Origin of the sequence: Streptomyces cirratus (genome assembly GCF_014650775.1) — a bacterium.
GTDB lineage: Bacteria > Actinomycetota > Actinomycetes > Streptomycetales > Streptomycetaceae > Streptomyces > Streptomyces cirratus.
Map to the genome: position 1 here is coordinate 25,629 of NZ_BMVP01000020.1, position 14,885 is coordinate 40,513.

Annotated in this window: 11 protein-coding genes and 1 pseudogene; 4 read left to right on the top strand and 8 right to left on the bottom strand. The window is 71.9% G+C overall.

From position 1 onward, the window contains the following. Positions 1 to 146: 146 nt before the first annotated feature. A complete protein-coding gene (locus IE207_RS29795) occupies positions 147 to 914 on the bottom strand; it encodes a DeoR/GlpR family DNA-binding transcription regulator (protein WP_190187440.1) in 768 nt (255 codons plus the stop codon). Between the two features lie 169 nt (positions 915 to 1,083). Here IE207_RS29795 and IE207_RS29800 point away from each other — a divergent pair, with 169 nt between their 5' ends. Next, on the top strand, positions 1,084 to 2,310 hold the full coding sequence (locus tag IE207_RS29800) for an MFS transporter (RefSeq protein ID WP_190187441.1): 1,227 nt from the start codon (positions 1,084 to 1,086) through the stop codon (positions 2,308 to 2,310). Positions 2,311 to 2,371: 61 nt separating this feature from the next. Beyond that, entirely contained in the window at positions 2,372 to 2,974 is a 603-nt protein-coding gene (locus IE207_RS29805) for an HAD family hydrolase (protein ID WP_190187442.1), read from the top strand. Between the two features lie 97 nt (positions 2,975 to 3,071). On the opposite strand, the gene IE207_RS29810 is transcribed toward IE207_RS29805, so the two are convergent. The 3 genes from IE207_RS29810 to IE207_RS34230 all read right to left on the bottom strand — a co-directional run bounded on the left by IE207_RS29810 (position 3,072) and on the right by IE207_RS34230 (position 7,311). Next, positions 3,072 to 4,610, bottom strand: a complete 1,539-nt coding sequence (locus tag IE207_RS29810) for a type 1 periplasmic-binding domain-containing protein (RefSeq protein ID WP_190187443.1) — start codon at positions 4,608 to 4,610, stop codon at positions 3,072 to 3,074. After that, positions 4,607 to 6,709 carry a hypothetical protein gene (locus IE207_RS29815; RefSeq protein WP_190187444.1) on the bottom strand — a complete coding sequence of 701 codons (2,103 nt, stop codon included), beginning with the start codon at positions 6,707 to 6,709 and terminating at the stop codon, positions 4,607 to 4,609. The genes IE207_RS29810 and IE207_RS29815 overlap by 4 nt, the downstream gene beginning before the upstream one ends. A gap of 305 nt (positions 6,710 to 7,014) precedes the next feature. Beyond that, positions 7,015 to 7,311: a pentapeptide repeat-containing protein gene (locus IE207_RS34230; RefSeq protein WP_190187484.1), complete on the bottom strand. Its 297-nt coding sequence runs from the start codon at positions 7,309 to 7,311 to the stop codon at positions 7,015 to 7,017. Between IE207_RS34230 and IE207_RS29825 the strand changes: the two are divergent. Further along, a pseudogene (locus tag IE207_RS29825) lies at positions 7,309 to 7,834 on the top strand (transposase); the annotation flags it as partial. The gene IE207_RS34230 and the pseudogene IE207_RS29825 overlap by 3 nt on opposite strands. A 73-nt stretch (positions 7,835 to 7,907) precedes the next feature. Here IE207_RS29825 and IE207_RS29830 read toward each other — a convergent pair. Both IE207_RS29830 and IE207_RS29835 read right to left on the bottom strand, forming a co-directional pair. After that, positions 7,908 to 8,198: a hypothetical protein gene (locus IE207_RS29830; RefSeq protein WP_190187445.1), complete on the bottom strand. Its 291-nt coding sequence runs from the start codon at positions 8,196 to 8,198 to the stop codon at positions 7,908 to 7,910. 12 nt (positions 8,199 to 8,210) lie between these two features. Further along, positions 8,211 to 8,993 (bottom strand): hypothetical protein, encoded by a 783-nt coding sequence (locus tag IE207_RS29835; RefSeq protein ID WP_190187446.1) that lies wholly within the window; start codon positions 8,991 to 8,993, stop codon positions 8,211 to 8,213. A 264-nt stretch (positions 8,994 to 9,257) separates the two neighbouring features. On the opposite strand from IE207_RS29835, the gene IE207_RS29840 reads away from it, so the two are divergent. Further along, positions 9,258 to 9,485 (top strand): hypothetical protein, encoded by a 228-nt coding sequence (locus tag IE207_RS29840; RefSeq protein ID WP_190187447.1) that lies wholly within the window; start codon positions 9,258 to 9,260, stop codon positions 9,483 to 9,485. A 452-nt stretch (positions 9,486 to 9,937) separates the two neighbouring features. On the opposite strand, the gene IE207_RS29845 is transcribed toward IE207_RS29840, so the two are convergent. Both IE207_RS29845 and IE207_RS29850 read right to left on the bottom strand, forming a co-directional pair. Then, positions 9,938 to 12,973: an ATPase gene (locus IE207_RS29845; RefSeq protein WP_190187448.1), complete on the bottom strand. Its 3,036-nt coding sequence runs from the start codon at positions 12,971 to 12,973 to the stop codon at positions 9,938 to 9,940. Next, complete coding sequence (locus IE207_RS29850; protein ID WP_190187449.1) at positions 12,970 to 14,847, bottom strand: hypothetical protein; 1,878 nt, start codon at positions 14,845 to 14,847, stop codon at positions 12,970 to 12,972. Before IE207_RS29850 ends, IE207_RS29845 begins: the two co-directional genes overlap by 4 nt. Between the last annotated feature and the right edge of the window lie 38 nt (positions 14,848 to 14,885).

Genomic DNA, 14,885 nt, shown 5'->3' on the forward strand with positions numbered 1-14,885 from the left:
GGACCGGTCGCCGCCCGCTCCTGGCGGGCGGCCGGGGGCTGCTCCGAGAGGCCGGCGGGGACGCACCGGCTCGGGGGGCCGCCGCGACGGATGGACGCGCCGGATACGAAGACCACGACCGGCCGGATCCATCGCGGTCGCGCGGTTCAGCCGTCCGCCGGGTGGACCACCTCGACCCCCTGGTCCCGCAGCGCCTCGACCGCAGGGGAGTCGGCGGGGGCGTCCGTGACGACGAGGGCGATCTCCTCCATGGAGCAGATGCGGCCGAGCGCGGTGCGGCCGATCTTGTCGGCGGTGGCCACGAGGATCACGCGCTGCGCCGCGGCCACCGCGGCCCGCTTCACCTGTACGTCGTCGAGGTTGTAGGCGGTGGCGCCCTGGACCGGGTCGACGCCGCAGCAGCCCAGGACGAACGTGTCGAAGCACAGGTCCTTGAAGGTGCGCACGGGGGCCTCGCCGTAGAACGACAGCTCCTCGGGCCTCACCTGCCCGCCCGGCATCACCAGGTGGATGCCGGATTGCGCGGAGAGGTCGAAGGCGGCGTGCAGGGAGAGGGGGGCGACGGTGAACTGCCGGCCGGCCATGGCCTTTGCGACGGCCACCGCCGTGGTGCCGGTGTCCAGGGCGACGGTCTCACCGTCGGTGAGTAGATCGACCACGGCGCGGGCCAGCCGCTCCTTGACCTGCGCCCCGGACATGGCCCGTACGGCATAGGGCGGCTCGACGCCACCGGGCAGGCTGCTCACGGCGCCGCCGCGGACCCGGCGCAGGGCCCCGCGGGATTCCAGCACCTCAAGGTCCCTCCGGATGGTCATCTCTGACGCCCCGGTGGCCTGGGCCAGCTCGGCGACCGTCGCGCGGTTCTGCTGCATGAGCAGCCCCACGACGAACTTGTGCCTCTCCATCACGTTCATGTGTCTGCTTCTAGCACAGACTGAGCGCCGGAACACATCCATGTTCAATCCAACCATCCAATCCGTTGAAACAAACATAGAAGATGAGTACTATGAACAATATGGTGTGAGATTCACGCCGCTGTGAACGTGTGAGACGTTCATTCGCCTGTGAACAACGAGGAGTGCGATGCCCGCCGCCAGTGAGGTCGACCCGCCGGAAGCGGCAAGCCCCTTCCTCACCACCGTCGCGATCATCGCCTCGTGCGTGGCGTTCGTGGTGATCGGCGCCCTGCAGGCGCTCTACGGCCCGGCGATCCCCGCCTTGCGGGCGGAGTACGGCCTCAGTCCCGCCGTCGCCGGGCTGAGCCTCAGCGCTCACTTCGTCGGCGCCCTGGCGGGTGTGCTGGTCTACCACCTGCTGCGGGGCCGGCTGAACAACCGCGTGCTCCTCGGCGGCTCGTACGTACTGATGGCCGCCGGTGCAGCCGTCTTCGCCTTCTCCCCCGACTGGGCACTGGCCCTCGCCGGCACGTTCGTCATCGGCCTCGGCTTCGGCGGCATCGACTACGGCCTCAACCGGCTCTTCGCCGTCGGGTTCGGCCGGCGCAGCACCGCCATGCTCAACCTGCTCAACGGCCACTTCGGCGTCGGCGCCATCGCCGGCCCGGCCCTCATCGGCCGGCTCGGCGCGGACCACTACCCGGAGATCTTCCTCGGCATCGGCGTCGTCAGCCTGCTGATCCTCCTGACCCTGGGCGGGGTGGCCCCCCGCGAGCCGCAGTCGGCAACCGCCGAGGGCGCCTCGGCCGGCGGCGCTCGAGTACTCCCGATCATCGCGGCGTTCATCGGCCTCTACGTCCTGCACGTGGCCATCGAGACCGGCGTCGGCGGCTGGGAACCCACGCACCTCGAAGCCGTCGGGTACGGCGCCGCCACCGCCGCCACCGCGACCTCCGCGTACTGGGCGGCCATGACCATCGGCCGGTTCGTGGCCGTTCCCCTCAGCCTCCGCTGGTCCGCGACCTCGATCCTGATCGTCTGCTGCGCGGGCATGGCCGGCTTCCTGCTCCTGGCCACGGTGCCGGTCCTCGCCCCGTACGCCTACTTCGGTGTCGGCCTGATGATCGCTCCGATCTTCCCGACCTGCCTGCCGTGGCTGAACCGCGCCGTCCCCAGCGTGGCCGCGGCCGGCGCCTACGTGATCGCCGCCTCGATGATCGGCGGAGTGGCCTTCCCACCGCTGTTGGGCGGCGTCATCGGCACAATGGACGTGAGGACGCTGCCTCTGCTGCTGTTCGTGCTCGCCGTGCTCTGCGGCGTCTTCAGCCTGTGGTTGCGGCGCCATGCCCACGACCCAGTCGGGGTGGACCGCCCCAGCGAGAGCGGTCGCACCGACGCCGTCCCCGCCCCCTGAGTCCGATCCGCCGCATTCCCTTGCCCTGCGAAAAGACGAGGAACATGAGGAAGTCACACCCATGAAAGCCGTTCTCTTCGACCTGTTCGGCGTCATCGCCCGGGTCCAGTCGGCCGAGTCGCAGGGCGTCCTGGAGCGCACGGCCGGCTGCGACCCGGACCGCTTCTGGGAGGCGTACTGGTCGCAGCGCCCGCCGTACGACCGCGGCGAACTGGACGGTCCCGCCTACTGGCAGAAGGTCTGCGCGCGGCCGGGCGTCCCGCTCGACGCCCGCCTCACCGCGGATCTGATCGCCGCCGACCTCGCCAGCTGGAGCGGGATCGACCAGCGCATGGTGGAGCTGCTCGGCCTCCTCGACGACCAGGGGTTCGTCCTCGGGCTGCTCTCCAACATCCCGGAGGAGCTGGCCGCCCGGTTCGAGGCGACCCAGCCCTGGATGGGGAGGTTCGCGGTCCGCGGCCTCTCCTGCCGGATCGGCAGCGCCAAACCCGAGGCCGCCGCCTACCAATGGTGCCTGCGCGCCCTCGGACTGCCTCCCCAGGACGTCCTGTTCGTCGACGATCGGGCCGAGAACGTGCGGGCAGCCCGCGAACTCGGCATGCAGGGACACGTCTTCACCTCGCCGGAAGGGCTGCGTGCCGTGCTGGAGGCCCCGTCGCCGTGACGGCGACGACGCAGCTCTACGGTTCGTCGGCCAGCCCCAGCCCGGTCGGCCGGACCCGGGCGGGCGCGTCGGGCGGGGGCGGGACCTGCCGTCGGCCTCAGTTGGGAATGGAGCAGTTGGGGTCGGGGGCGCGGCCCGCGGGCCAGGCGATGCCGTCGAAGGCGGCCGTCTTGCTCGCCGGGTCGAGATGGACGATGGAGACGGCCTTGTTGTACGGGTTGCCGTACTGGTCGAGGCAGATCCAGCCGCTGGCGCCCTCGACCCGGTTGTTGCCGTGCAGCCGCAGCCAGCTGTCGGCGACCTCGGAGAGGGACGGCATCTTCACGCTGCCCACGGCGTCGTTGCGGATGCCCGCGATGGCGGTGGAGACCGCGTCGTAGGTGATGATGACGCGGCCGTCGGAGAGGTTGGCGGGGCCGATCGAGTCGGGCTCCTTGGTGCCGAACTTCTGGACCAGGTCGGTCAGCTCCTGCAGCGCGGCCTTGGAGCCGCCGGTCGGCGTCGTGCTTCGCTCCCCCCAGGCTTCGGGGTGGGCAAGGCCCGGGTAGCGAAGGGTGATGCCGGCGCCATTGGTGAGGGCGCCCCACTGGTCGGCGAACTTCTCGTCGACCGTCAGGGTCGAGGCGTGCGAACCGCTGATGACGGTGTAGTGCTTGTTGCACTTGCGGTTGCTCAACTCGACGAGGAAGAGACGCAGTTGTACCGGCCGGCCGGCGAAGTAGAGGGTCTTCGCATCGGAGGAGCAGATGTCCGGCACCATCTGGTGGAAGTCGTTCGCGAGGTTGCCCTCGTCGTTGAAGTCGGGCGGCGACCGGAACGTCTCCGGGGCGTTGGGCGCGCCCTTGGCCAGCTTCTCGAAGGTCTGGCGCAGGCTGGCCAGGTAGTTGTCGCCCTCGCGGATGTCCTCGACCACCAGCGTCTCTGCGGGCTTGATGTCCGACCCGTACGCGGCGAGGGCGTCGGCCTGGTCGGTGTTGCCGGGGGCGATCCGGGCCAGGCCCGGGTAGCGGTGCGGGTCGGCTGCGGTGTTCTTGATGTCGTCCGCGGTCATGGGACCCGCGACGACCGGGATCCCCTTGTCCTTCGTGAGGTAGCGGACGGCCTCTTCGGTCTCGGTGATGCTGATGTTGATGCCGGCGACGGCGCGCAGGTTCTCCTTCTTGTCGGCCGCGGCCCGCGCGAGCTGGTCGGCGACGGTACGCCACTGCTCGTAACCCCGGCCGGGGTTGGCGAGCACCAGCCGGATGGGCGGCTGCTTGCCGTTGGCCTGGTGGTTGGCGCGGTACTGGGCCAGATAGGCGCCCTGCACCTGCTCGACGTACTCCTGCTGCTCCGCTTGGGTGTCGGAGATCATGGGGATCATCAGGGCGACCGTGGCTGGTGACTTCCCTGCGACGCTGTCGTTCTCCGCCTTGATGCGGCCGGTGACCTGCTTCAACGACGGGGCGAATAAGAAACCGCCGTCGGTGACGCCGACGCACTCGTGCCGGGGGCCCCGCTTCGCCACGCCGGGGGCGCAGGCCGGGTCCTCGGCGAGCCACCGGTCGTAGGAGACGTAGCCGCCGGTTCCCAGGACGACGGCGACGGCGGCGATCAGCAGGGCGCGGTTCAGCGGTCCGGCGGGCCAGAGTGTCATGGGCGGGGCTCTCCGTAGGTCGGCAGATCGGGTGCCTGGATCCAGCGGTTCAGCAACCGGGGCCACTGCTCGTAGGCCTGGTAGAAGACCTCCTGGGGGCCGACGGTGCTGTTCTGGGCCAGGGTGAGCAGCTGCAGCCGGACTGCGCCGACTTTCCTCGGGTCGGGGTGTGCGAGGGGGTGCGACTGCCGCCACAGGTTGAGGACGAGGAGCTGCACGGCTTGGCGCACGGGGTCGTTGTCGGCCGGGAGCCGGTCTTCCACGGGATCCGCAGCCGGGACGGCCGGATGCTCCGGGGGATGCGGTGCGGCGCAGACCAGGTTGAGAGTGGCGAGCCACCCCGGCGCGTCCTGCTCGGCCAGGCGGCTGTGCAGGGCGCGCACGACGACGTCGGTGTCACCGATCGCGAGCGAGTGGTGCAAGTAGCAGGCCTCGCGCGGGTCGGCGGCGCCCGGCGCGTACAGGAGGCGCAGCCGCCGGTGGCTGCTCCGCCAGTCCCCGCCCCCGGGCGCCGCGCCGGTGCGGGTGCGGAGGTCGTGTACGAGCAGGGCCCGCAGGGTGGGATCACCGACGAAGGGGCCGCCGGTGCCGGGCCAGGGGTGATGGCTCCAGCAGTCCTTCCGCAACAGGCGCTTGGTTTGCGCGACCGGCACTCTGGCGGTCGCCGCCGCGGGCTGTCCGTCAGCTCCGTGCGGCACGTGGTCGGCGTCGAGCGCGTGGGCGGCCGCGTCGTCGAGAGCCGGGGTGTAGGAGGCGAGGCGGGCCCGGGTCTCGGCGTCGGGGATCAGGAGCCGGAGCAGCCGCTCGTACACGGGCAGCGTCGGCCCGTCTTCGAGCGGCAGCTCGAGCGGCAAGTCGAGCAGCGCGCCGTGGTCGACGGGCTCATGGAGACCGATCTTCTGCCGGACGGACAGCACCAGGGCGTGGGCCATCCCGGCGCGCCCGGCGCTGAGCCGGTGGATCACGTGGGCGGTGTCGGGCCCCGGCCGGTTGTCGCCGAACATCTCCTTGACCTCGTCGAGGTCGAGCTGTGCCATCGGCAGCCTCAGCACCCAGCCGGCCGCCGTCTGGGGCCTTTCCTGCCGCCAGTACGGGCCCGCCGCACTCCTCGTCGACGGGGCGGTGCCCTCGGAGTCGGGCACGGCGGACTCCTGGGCGAGGGCCGCCGCGACGACGCCGGGGCGCGTACGCGTGGGCTCGTCGTGCCAGGCGCGGGTCAGCGCGTCCAGGACCGTCACACCCAGCGGGGTGTGGACGTTGTCCAGGAGCAGCAGCGGGCGCGGCACCCGGTTCTTGAGGCGCATCCAGGTGTAGTGGTCGGCCATGTCCTCCAGGAGCGCGGCCACCAAGTGGTGCTCCGCCCGCCGCCGGTCGCCCCCGTCGCCGCGGAAACACAGGGCGAGATCCGTCAACTGGGCGTGTCCGTCCCCCTGCGGGCCGACCCGACGGCCGGCCCACCACCCCAGGCCCTGCTTGTTGGCGCGCGGACCGAGCAGTTCGGTGGTGACGATGTCGGTGAGCGGCCCCACGAGTTCGCTCACCCCGGGTCCCAGCCCCGCTGCGGCGGTGACGCCTTGGGTGACCTGTCCGATCCAGCCCGCCACCCGCTGGTTGCGCGCCTGGAGGTCGGGCTGGCTCTCCCGCAACAGGCCCGCGAGGCGGCGACGGGCGGCCTGGAGCTCGGCGGGCTGGACGTCCTCGGACTGCCAGCTGGTGACCGCGAGCAGCCCCTGGGTGAGCCGGGGGAAGGACAACTTCCCGGCGAACTCGTTCGGCTTCCGGCTCAACCCGTCCATGAGGTAGAAGAGCAGGTCCGAGGTGCGCGAGGCGTTCGCCGTGGTCTCGTCGGCCAGGGAGGCGAGCCCCGGCTGGCCGAAGTCCGCCGCCCCGAGGTCTGCGTACGCCTGCGGTATGCGCTGCGCGTATCGCTTCGAGAGCTCCTTCAGCAGCGCGGTCTTGCCGGTGAGCCGCCCGCCGCCGCACTCGATCAGCAGCGGAGTCCCGCCCGGTATCCGCAGCCGGGCGGCTCCTTGCGATTCCAGCCCCACCAGTGAAGGCACGATGGCATCGAGCACTGCCGCCCGTCCGTACAGCGTCACCCTGACCCCCAGTCATGCGGCTCGATGGCGCACCGCCGCCGCATGGAAAGGAGCGTAAGGGGACGGCTACACGTCGCAACCGGCATTCGACGAAGCCGCACCTCGCGGTTACGTTTTCGTGACCCACAGTGGGCGGAACACTCCTTTGGCCCCTTGTGTCGCTGTCATCGCCACGTCCCCACAGGCACACCGGTCCAGACCCCGGAACCGTATGCCGTTGTCGAACCGCGTAGTGCGCACCCGTCTGGCGTGGTGGGAACGCCTCGCGGAGCGAGGTGAAACCGCACCGCGCCCACGTCGGCCGGTCACGATGGTGGCGAGGTCCCGGATGGAGCGTCCGAGGGCGGCGGGAGGCCGCGTGCTCCTTTGAGCTTGGCGCAGCTGGGCTTCACAGCCGTAAGAGTGGCGCAGGTGAGATCCGCGTCCGTGAGGTCGGCCTTCGACAGGTCGGCATTGGTCAGGTCCGCCCCAGACAGACCGGCATGCGCCAGGTCCACTCCCGAGAGATTCGCATCGCTGAGGTCTGCTCCCGTGAAAATCGTTCCGGGCGGGAGGATGGCCCCCCTCTTCGTACGGATGCGCGGGCTTCCGGCCCCGGAGATCTGGCCGGCGAAGCGACGAGGACCAGCAACCGGCTGCGGGCCTGCTCACACAAATCCACCCATCACTGGAACGGGTGCTGGGCCCGCGAGTGCAGCACCCGGCGGTGCTCAAGCTCCTCGACCAGTTCGGCTCCCCGGCCCAGATCCGCACAGCCGGACGCCGTCGGCTCGTGACCTTGATACGACCAAAAGCACCGCGAACGGCCGGGCGACTGGTCGAGCACATCTTCACCGTGCTCGACGAGCAGACCGTCGTCGTCCCGGGCACGGATGCGGCCGCACTGATCGTCCCCAGCCTCGCCGGCTCGCTCCAAGCCGTGCTTGACCAGCGAAGACTCCTCGACCGCCCACCTCGCCGCCTACGCCGGCCTCGCCCCAGCGACCCGCAGTCCCGGCTCGTCAATCCGCGGCGAGCAACCGTCCCGCCGCGGAAACAAGCAGCTCAAAGGGGTTTTCTTCCGTGCTCTTCGCGATGCTCCGCGACGGCACCTTCTACGAACCCCAACCCGCCCCCACGGGTTGACGAAACCCATAGGGCCTCCCGAACACCCCGTCTGCCAGGCCGTCGCCGCCGCTGCGCTCCCCCGTGGTCATGCCTATTCCTCCGGCGGTGTGGGCTGCTGTTCGGCACCCTCGAACAGGTAGGCGTAGAGCGCCTGAAGATAGGCCCGCAGGCTCTCCACATCCGGAAATTCGATGTTGGTCAGCCGCTCATATTCCGGCGGACCGAACGATTCGTCCTGAAGCACATGCTTGAGGCCTTCACGAACTGCCTCCACATAGGATTCGTTGAACGACATCAACGTGCGACGGAGGTAGCCGCTCGTGTCGTATCCCTGCTCGGAATCCAGGTATGTGCTGAGGAAACCCTCGAAGCGCTTGTCCATACACCTGCTCCTCTACGGATGACGTCCTCTTACCGGGTTGGCGAACATGGTGTGGAGCACCTTTCCGCCCTCCGGACTCTCGTGATACACCGGCTTGATGGTCCCACCCTCGAAGTCGACCGGCTTGAACTGGGTCGGATCCGCCGGATCCCGGTAGAAGCCGGTGAAGTTCGCTTCGGCGCCCGGTCCCAGTACGTCTTCGATCGGAGTCTCGACCGCGTTCTCTCCCGTACGCTCCATCTCGGCCCGGAAATAGGCGTCCGCCCGCACCATGTCCTCCGGATTGTCGAAGCGGGTGGCGTAGGCGCCGACGCGGTGCGCACCGTTGGTCACCGCGTCGGTCGTCTCGCCGTTCAGCGGGTCCACATTGTTCTGCGACTTGAGCAGGCCGGGGTAGAAGGAACCGGGGCCGTATTCCTTGGGGTTCCCGTTCTCATCGGGGACGACCTCGCCCAGCCGCGCCTGCAAGGCCTCGTCCGAGACATCGAGGTGACGGCCCGGCGCATGTCCTTCACTCCTCAGTTCCGCCATCCGGGTATCGACCTGCTCGGGCGACAGCGTGTCCTCCCCCGGCTGCCGGGCAGGGTCGTCGGAAACCTCCTCCGCACCGTCCGCGGCGGTGTCCCCCTCGGCCCGAGGACGGTCGGAACCCTCCACTGCGGCAGTCGCATCGTCGGAGTGCGCGTTGAGCGAAGCGGTCTCGGCGCGCTCTTCGAGATGATCCATGGCGCCTTCGACCAGGGCCACGCCGGCTCCGGCCAGGGCTGCTCCGGTCTTAACCGCGCCTTCGGCCACGGTGCCTATGGTTTGGGCGAGTTCGGTACCGGGGGCCGGCTCGCCGTCGGTCTCCGCGGCCTGTCGGTCGGGCGGAGTGTCGGTGCCCGTCGGGCCGTCGGGTGAGGGCCCGGAGTCGGGCGGAGGCGCCGCCTGCCCAACCGTGTCCTGAACCGCGTCGGGCTCGGCCTCGGAGCGCTGATCCGGTTCCGGGTCGGACCCGGGTTCGGGGTCGCGTTCGAGTTCCGGCTCCGCCTCGACCGTAGGCTCTGACTCCGGATCCGGTTGGGGTTCCGGCTCGGGCTCCGCCTCCGGTTCGGGGTCAGCCTCGGGCTCGGGCTCACGCTCGGGTTCCGGTTCGGGTTTTGGTTCGGGCTCGGGCTCACGCTCGGGTTCCGGTTCGGGTTTTGGTTCGGGTTCGGGTTCGGGTTCGGGTTCGGGTTCGGGTTCTGGTTCTGGTTCTGGTTCTGGTTCTGGTTCTGGTTCTGGTTCGGGGTCTGGTTCCGGTTCTGACTCGTGTTTTGGGGGGTCCGGCTGTTCCGGGGATTGCTCCTCGGGGGTCGGCTCTTGCGGTGGGGTGTCGGTCGGCTCCGGGGAGGGGGGTTCCGGCTGGTCGTGGGTGGGGCCGTCCGTTTCGGGCGGGGGCGGGTCCTTGGGGGTGCCGGGCGTGGTGGGTTCCTGGTGGGCCGCGGGCGGCTTCGCTTCGGACGGGTTCTCGGGCTCGGCCTCCTGCGGTGCGTCCATCGGCGGCGGGTCCGGGACGTGGTCGCCGTCCAACTGCTGCTCGGCGGCGTGCGGGACGGGGTCCGTCTCCGAGTCCGTGTTCGTGTCCGTGGCCGCTTCGGCGTCCGCCGCCCCCGCCTCCGCCTCCGGTTCGTCGCCGTCCCGGGGCGCGTCCGTCGGCGGCTCCGGGGGCGGAGGGGGCGGGGGTGGGGGCGGGGCGTCGGTCAGGCCGCCGAGTTCGCTCATGGACGAGTCCCCTTCTCGCGGGCGCACTCCAGCGCCACCCGTACCGCCGTCTCCGCCACCACCGCGCGCAGGCTCGGTCCCGCCGCGCAGGCCATCGCGAAGGCCCGCGTCACGTGCTCCTCCGTCGTACCGCCCGACACCGCCGCCACCGCGTCGCGCAGCCCGCTGCGTTCTACGTCCCCGATCCGGGCGTGGACCCGCTCCTGCCGGTACCCCGGCAGGGCGTGGATCTGGAGGCGGTGGTCCGCCCCCGAGGTGCCGGTCAGGACCAGGCCCCGGGAGGCCCACTCGGCCTCGTGGTCCGGGTAGGTGTGCGGGCCGTCCGGAACGAGGGTCCTGGTCCGGTGGATGACCCGGATCACGTCCCGGAAGCGGTAGTTCGCGTACGTGTAGCGCCGCGGGTCGCCGCCCGGCGGGTCGGTGCCCAGCAGTTCGGCGCGAAGCACGGCGTGCAGGCGCCGGGCGAAGTCGCCCGGGTCGACCTCGTCGCGCATCAGGGACTCGCGGGCGGACACCGCACGTTCCACCCCGTACACCAGGGTGCATTCCAGGTCGCGGTCCGGGAGCGCCGTCAACGCGGTCCGGACCCGGCCGGACGGGCCCGGCGCGTCCTTGCCCATCGCCTGGGCCGAGGCCGCCACGTCCGTCCAGATCAGCTGGAGGGGCTCCACGGAGCGGTGATGGGAGTCGTTCATCGTGCGCAGGGTGCACGGCTCGCGGCGGCAGGAGGTCCCGCACAGCGGGCTGCGGCTGCCGAGCAGCGGCGGCTTCGTCGACGCGTCCTCGGCGCTCTCGGCGTGCTCCCCGTGCGGGACGGCCGTCAGGACGGGCCGGTCCATGCCGTCGGCGGCGATGGCGGCCCGTCCGGGCGGCAGGGCGACGACGTTCTCGCTCTGCTCGGGCTGGAGGTTCATCGTCGCGCCGACCGCGCGCCGGTCGTCCTCGGCGGGCAGCCGGTGCATGATCTTCAGCGCGCTGTTCTTGATGACGTCGGGCAGGATCTTGCTGGGGATCTGCTCGACGATCACGACGCCCTCGCCGTACGCCCGGATCTCCGCGAGCAGGGAGGCGAAGAGCTCGACTGCGGCGGCCGCCGGCCCGTCCTCCACGTTCTTCAGGAGCCGGTGCGCCTCCTCCACCACCAGGACGTGGCGCAGCGGGACCCCGCCGGCGCCGTGGTGCACCCGCAGGTGTTCGACCAGGCGGATGAGCACCGCGCCGATGAGGAAGGCCTTGTCCTGGTCGTTGGTGATCGTCTCCAGTTCGAGGACCACGTTCCCGGCGAGCAGCCCGGCGATGTCCAGGGGATGGCCGCCCTCGAAGAACCGGCCCGGCGCGCCCTCCCGCAGCGAGCCCATCCGGACGTCGACGAAGCCCCGCACGTCCGCGGTGACCTCCTTGCCGTACCCGATCATCTCGACGACCTGCCGGGCGGTGGCCTGGAGTTCGCCCAGGGTCGGGTAGCGGGCCGTCCGCGGCTCGTCCGGCTCGTCCAGTACGTACTTGGGCTTGTGGGCCGGGCGCGGTTCGCCGGTGACGAGGTCCCATCCGGCGGCCGTGTAGCACTGGGACAGGGCCCGCGACAGCACCTGCGGGAAGGGCTCGTGCCCTTCGAACGCCGCGAGGAACAGGGCCCGTACGAGGTCCACGTGGCTCTGCAGCGGAAAGCCCGGCTCCGGCTCCAGCGGGTTGAGCGAGGCGGGGGCCACGTCCACGTCACCGGGCCGGATCACGGTGACGCGCCGGGCGCGCTCGGGTCCCCCCGCCGCGGCGAGGCGGCCGGCTATACGCGCGTACTCGGCCTTCGCCGGCTCGACCGCCAGCCAGGGGATCGGCCGGTCGTGCGTGGACAGGGCGGTGAGCAGGCTCCGTACCGTCTGGGACTTGCCCGAGCCGGTCGCCCCGCAGACGAATGCGTGCCGGTTGAGGGTGGAGCGGGAGACGTGGAGCCGGTCGGCGGGCATGAGGGCCTCGTCGAGGATGTCGCCGATCAGGAAGGCGTCGGCGTCGTGTCCCGTGTCGTCGGAGGTGACGTCGAACCGGTTCGGGGCCACCGTACGGATGCCCGGGAGCTCCCGCGCGGGCGGCCGGGCCAGCGCCGCGACCAGTTCGGCGGGGGCGACGAAGGGCACGCTGCCCGGCGGTCCGGCGGCGCCCGCGGCCGGGGCCGCCGCCGGTTGCGGCGTGACGGTGGTCAGCGCCTCGGCGAAGGGCATCGGCCGCCGCGCCGGTACGAGCACGTACGGCAGCTCGTCGAGGTCGCCGGCGCCGCACAGCAGGGCCGCCGAGGCGAGCGCCGACTCGGGCCGCTCGGCGCCGACCAGCACGCGCACGTTCCACACCCCGGTGGCCAGGGCCCGGGTCAGCTCTCGGTAGCGGGCCTCGGCCCGGTCGGCAGCCACCCGGTCGGCGGCGGAGTTCTCGCGCTGGCGCAGCCGGGGCAGCTGGACGGCGAGTGCCGTGCGCTCCTGGTCCAGTCGCTCGTACGGGACGGGCTCGGCCAGCACGAGCCAGGCGAAGGCGTCCGGCAGGTGGGCGACCGCGTCGTCGAAGGAGCCGCGGCGTTCGCCCGGGAGGGCGCGCTCGTCGTCGCCCAGGCGCAGGGCGTCGTGGGAGCCGGGGCAGGGGATCCAGAACGGCAGCCGTTCCAGCAGGGCGACCGTCTCGCCCGCCGGGACGTCGCGGGCGGTGGAGCCGGGCGGGTAGCGCAGGGGGCGCTGCGCACCGTCCGCGGCGGGCTCGTCGCCCGCGGGCGGGAAGCCGGGCGCTCCGCCCACCAGGAAGTGCAGCGGCCGGTGCCGGCCCGGGCGTATCCATGCCGCGGCCAGACCCGCCGGGCGGCGCTCCCCACCGGCCGAGGGCGCGGAGAGCACGGCGTGGGCCGCCGTGACGGCGGCGGCGAGCTGGGCGGCCGTACGGTCCTGCGTACGGCCGTCCTCGGGCCGCCGGGGCACGGTGATCAGGCGGTGGAAGCGGTACGCGCCGAGTCCGGCGGGCCGGGCCGCGCCCCCGGGCCCGGCACCGGGGCTCACGTCAGGCTCGCGCGGGGGAGGGTGGAGAGCCGGGGCAGGAAGTTGATGCCGGGATTGCAGTCCCCGAACACGACGCGGCGGCCCGCCGGTCCGGTTTCGACGAGGACCAGGCCGGTCGCCGGGAAGGCCTGGAGCTGGGTGGGCTCGACCGCGAACTCGTAGACGCGGCTGAGGTTCTCGCCGGTCGTCGTGGACCGGGCGGTGGAGGTGTTGGTCGAGTCCTGCCAGCTGCGCGAGAGGGAGGTCGAGAAGGACCTGGAGCTCCCCCAGCTGCTGCCGGAGGTGCCGCCGCCCCGGTTGGAGCCGTCCGTGTCCGAGACGCCCCGCTGCCCGCCGTAGCTGCTGCCGCGGCCCTCGGTAAGGGTCTCCCCGACCTGCCGGGTCAGCTGGTTGACGAGGAACTTGTGCTCCTGCCCGATGAACTGCGCGGCCGCCTTGGCCTCCTCGCCGTTGCCCATGCGCATGAACACCGTCGCGCTGTCCGATCCGCCGGCGACCTGGACGGTGCCCTCCCGCAGGTGTTCGAGCAGGAACACGAGCCGGACACCGGCCGCGCGGGCCTCGCGCGCCATCGATTCCAGGGCGTCACGGCCGAGGTGGTCGGCTCCGGCGACGACGAGGGTCCCCGAGCCGTGCGCCACGGCGCGGGTGCGCAGTGCGTGGACCAGCCGGAAGAAGACGAACCGGTCGGTGAGGTCCTTGCGGCGGCGCACGGAGTCCTCGGTCGTGACGATCGTCAGTCCGCCGGGCCTCCACCAGTCCGCGGCGCGGCCGCCGCCGGGGACGGCGGCCTCCTGCCCCCTGGGCGTGAGCAGCTCCGTCTGCGCCCGGACGTAGCGCAGTTCGTTCTGGACGCGCTCGCCCTGGCCCAGGAGGTCGACGGCCCGGGTGATCGACTCGACCTCGGTGGGGCCGAGCGGTCCGGGCGCGCCGGGGGCGGGATCGTAGACGCGGAGCAGGACGCGCAGCCCGGCGGCGAGCCGGGCGAAGGTGACGGGCCCTTCGAGCAGTTCCGCGACGGTGCGGACGAGGTCCACGTCGATGGTGTGGAGGTCCACGTCCGCGCCGGGCGGCCGCATGGTGCCCAGCGCCTCTGCCATGGTCTCGGCCAGCTCCTCGGGAGTGAACTCCGCGCTCAGGTCGGCGTCGAGCAGGGCCCCGGGCATGGGTACGTGGGCGACGGCGATGTCGCGGCGCGCGGCGAGGCCGGCGAGTTCGAGGGCGACGGCCTGCTGGGTGAGGTCCAGGACGACGAGCGGGGCGCCACCGCCGAGGAGCGGCCCGCCGACCGTGGCGAGCAGGCTGGCCCAGCCGTTGCCCGTGCCGCCGAACACGTCGATCCGGCTGGGACCGGAGACGAGGGAGAGCGGGAACCAGGTGTCCAGCGTGTCGTTGTGCCGCAGGTGCTCCGCGTGGTGGGCGTCGATCCGGCTCTGCCAGGCGCGCCGGCGCTGCTCGTAGTCCCGCTGGGCGCTGGTGCGGGCGGCTTCCAGGCGCCGGCGGGCGGCCCTCAGCCTGGCGGCCGGGGAGGTCGCGGCCATGAGGACGATGAGGAGGACGACGACGACCACGACGGCGGACGGGCCGCCGGCCGCGTAGGCGACGATGCCCGCGAGCAGGAGGAGACAGCCCGTGCCCCTGTTCTTCCGGGCGGTCATGGCACGCTCCTCCATGGCGCGGACCTCGTCGCCGGAGGGTTCGGAGTAGACGGGCGGATGCTGGGCGTCCCGGTGTGCGGGGGGCGCGGACGGCTGGACGAACTCCCAGCCCCAGCGCTCCTGACCGGTGAAGACCCGCCGCGCCAGTTCCGCTCCGGCGTCCGGCTCCTCCCCGCCCCGAGGTTCGGTTGCCGGTGCGCTCTCGGCAGTGCTCATGACGCCCCCCTGTGGCTGTCGGAGCATCCTGACCTTCC

Bases quoted from the DNA above. Each gene is read 5' to 3' on its own strand.
- IE207_RS29805 (WP_190187442.1), top strand. From the start codon at position 2,372: ATGAAAGCCGTTCTCTTCGACCTGTTCGGCGTCATCGCCCGGGTCCAG.
- IE207_RS29850 (WP_190187449.1), bottom strand. From the start codon at position 14,847: ATGAGCACTGCCGAGAGCGCACCGGCAACCGAACCTCGGGGCGGGGAG.
- IE207_RS29830 (WP_190187445.1), bottom strand. From the start codon at position 8,198: ATGGACAAGCGCTTCGAGGGTTTCCTCAGCACATACCTGGATTCCGAG.
- IE207_RS29795 (WP_190187440.1), bottom strand. From the start codon at position 914: ATGAACGTGATGGAGAGGCACAAGTTCGTCGTGGGGCTGCTCATGCAG.
- IE207_RS29800 (WP_190187441.1), top strand. From the start codon at position 1,084: ATGCCCGCCGCCAGTGAGGTCGACCCGCCGGAAGCGGCAAGCCCCTTC.
- IE207_RS29810 (WP_190187443.1), bottom strand. From the start codon at position 4,610: ATGACACTCTGGCCCGCCGGACCGCTGAACCGCGCCCTGCTGATCGCC.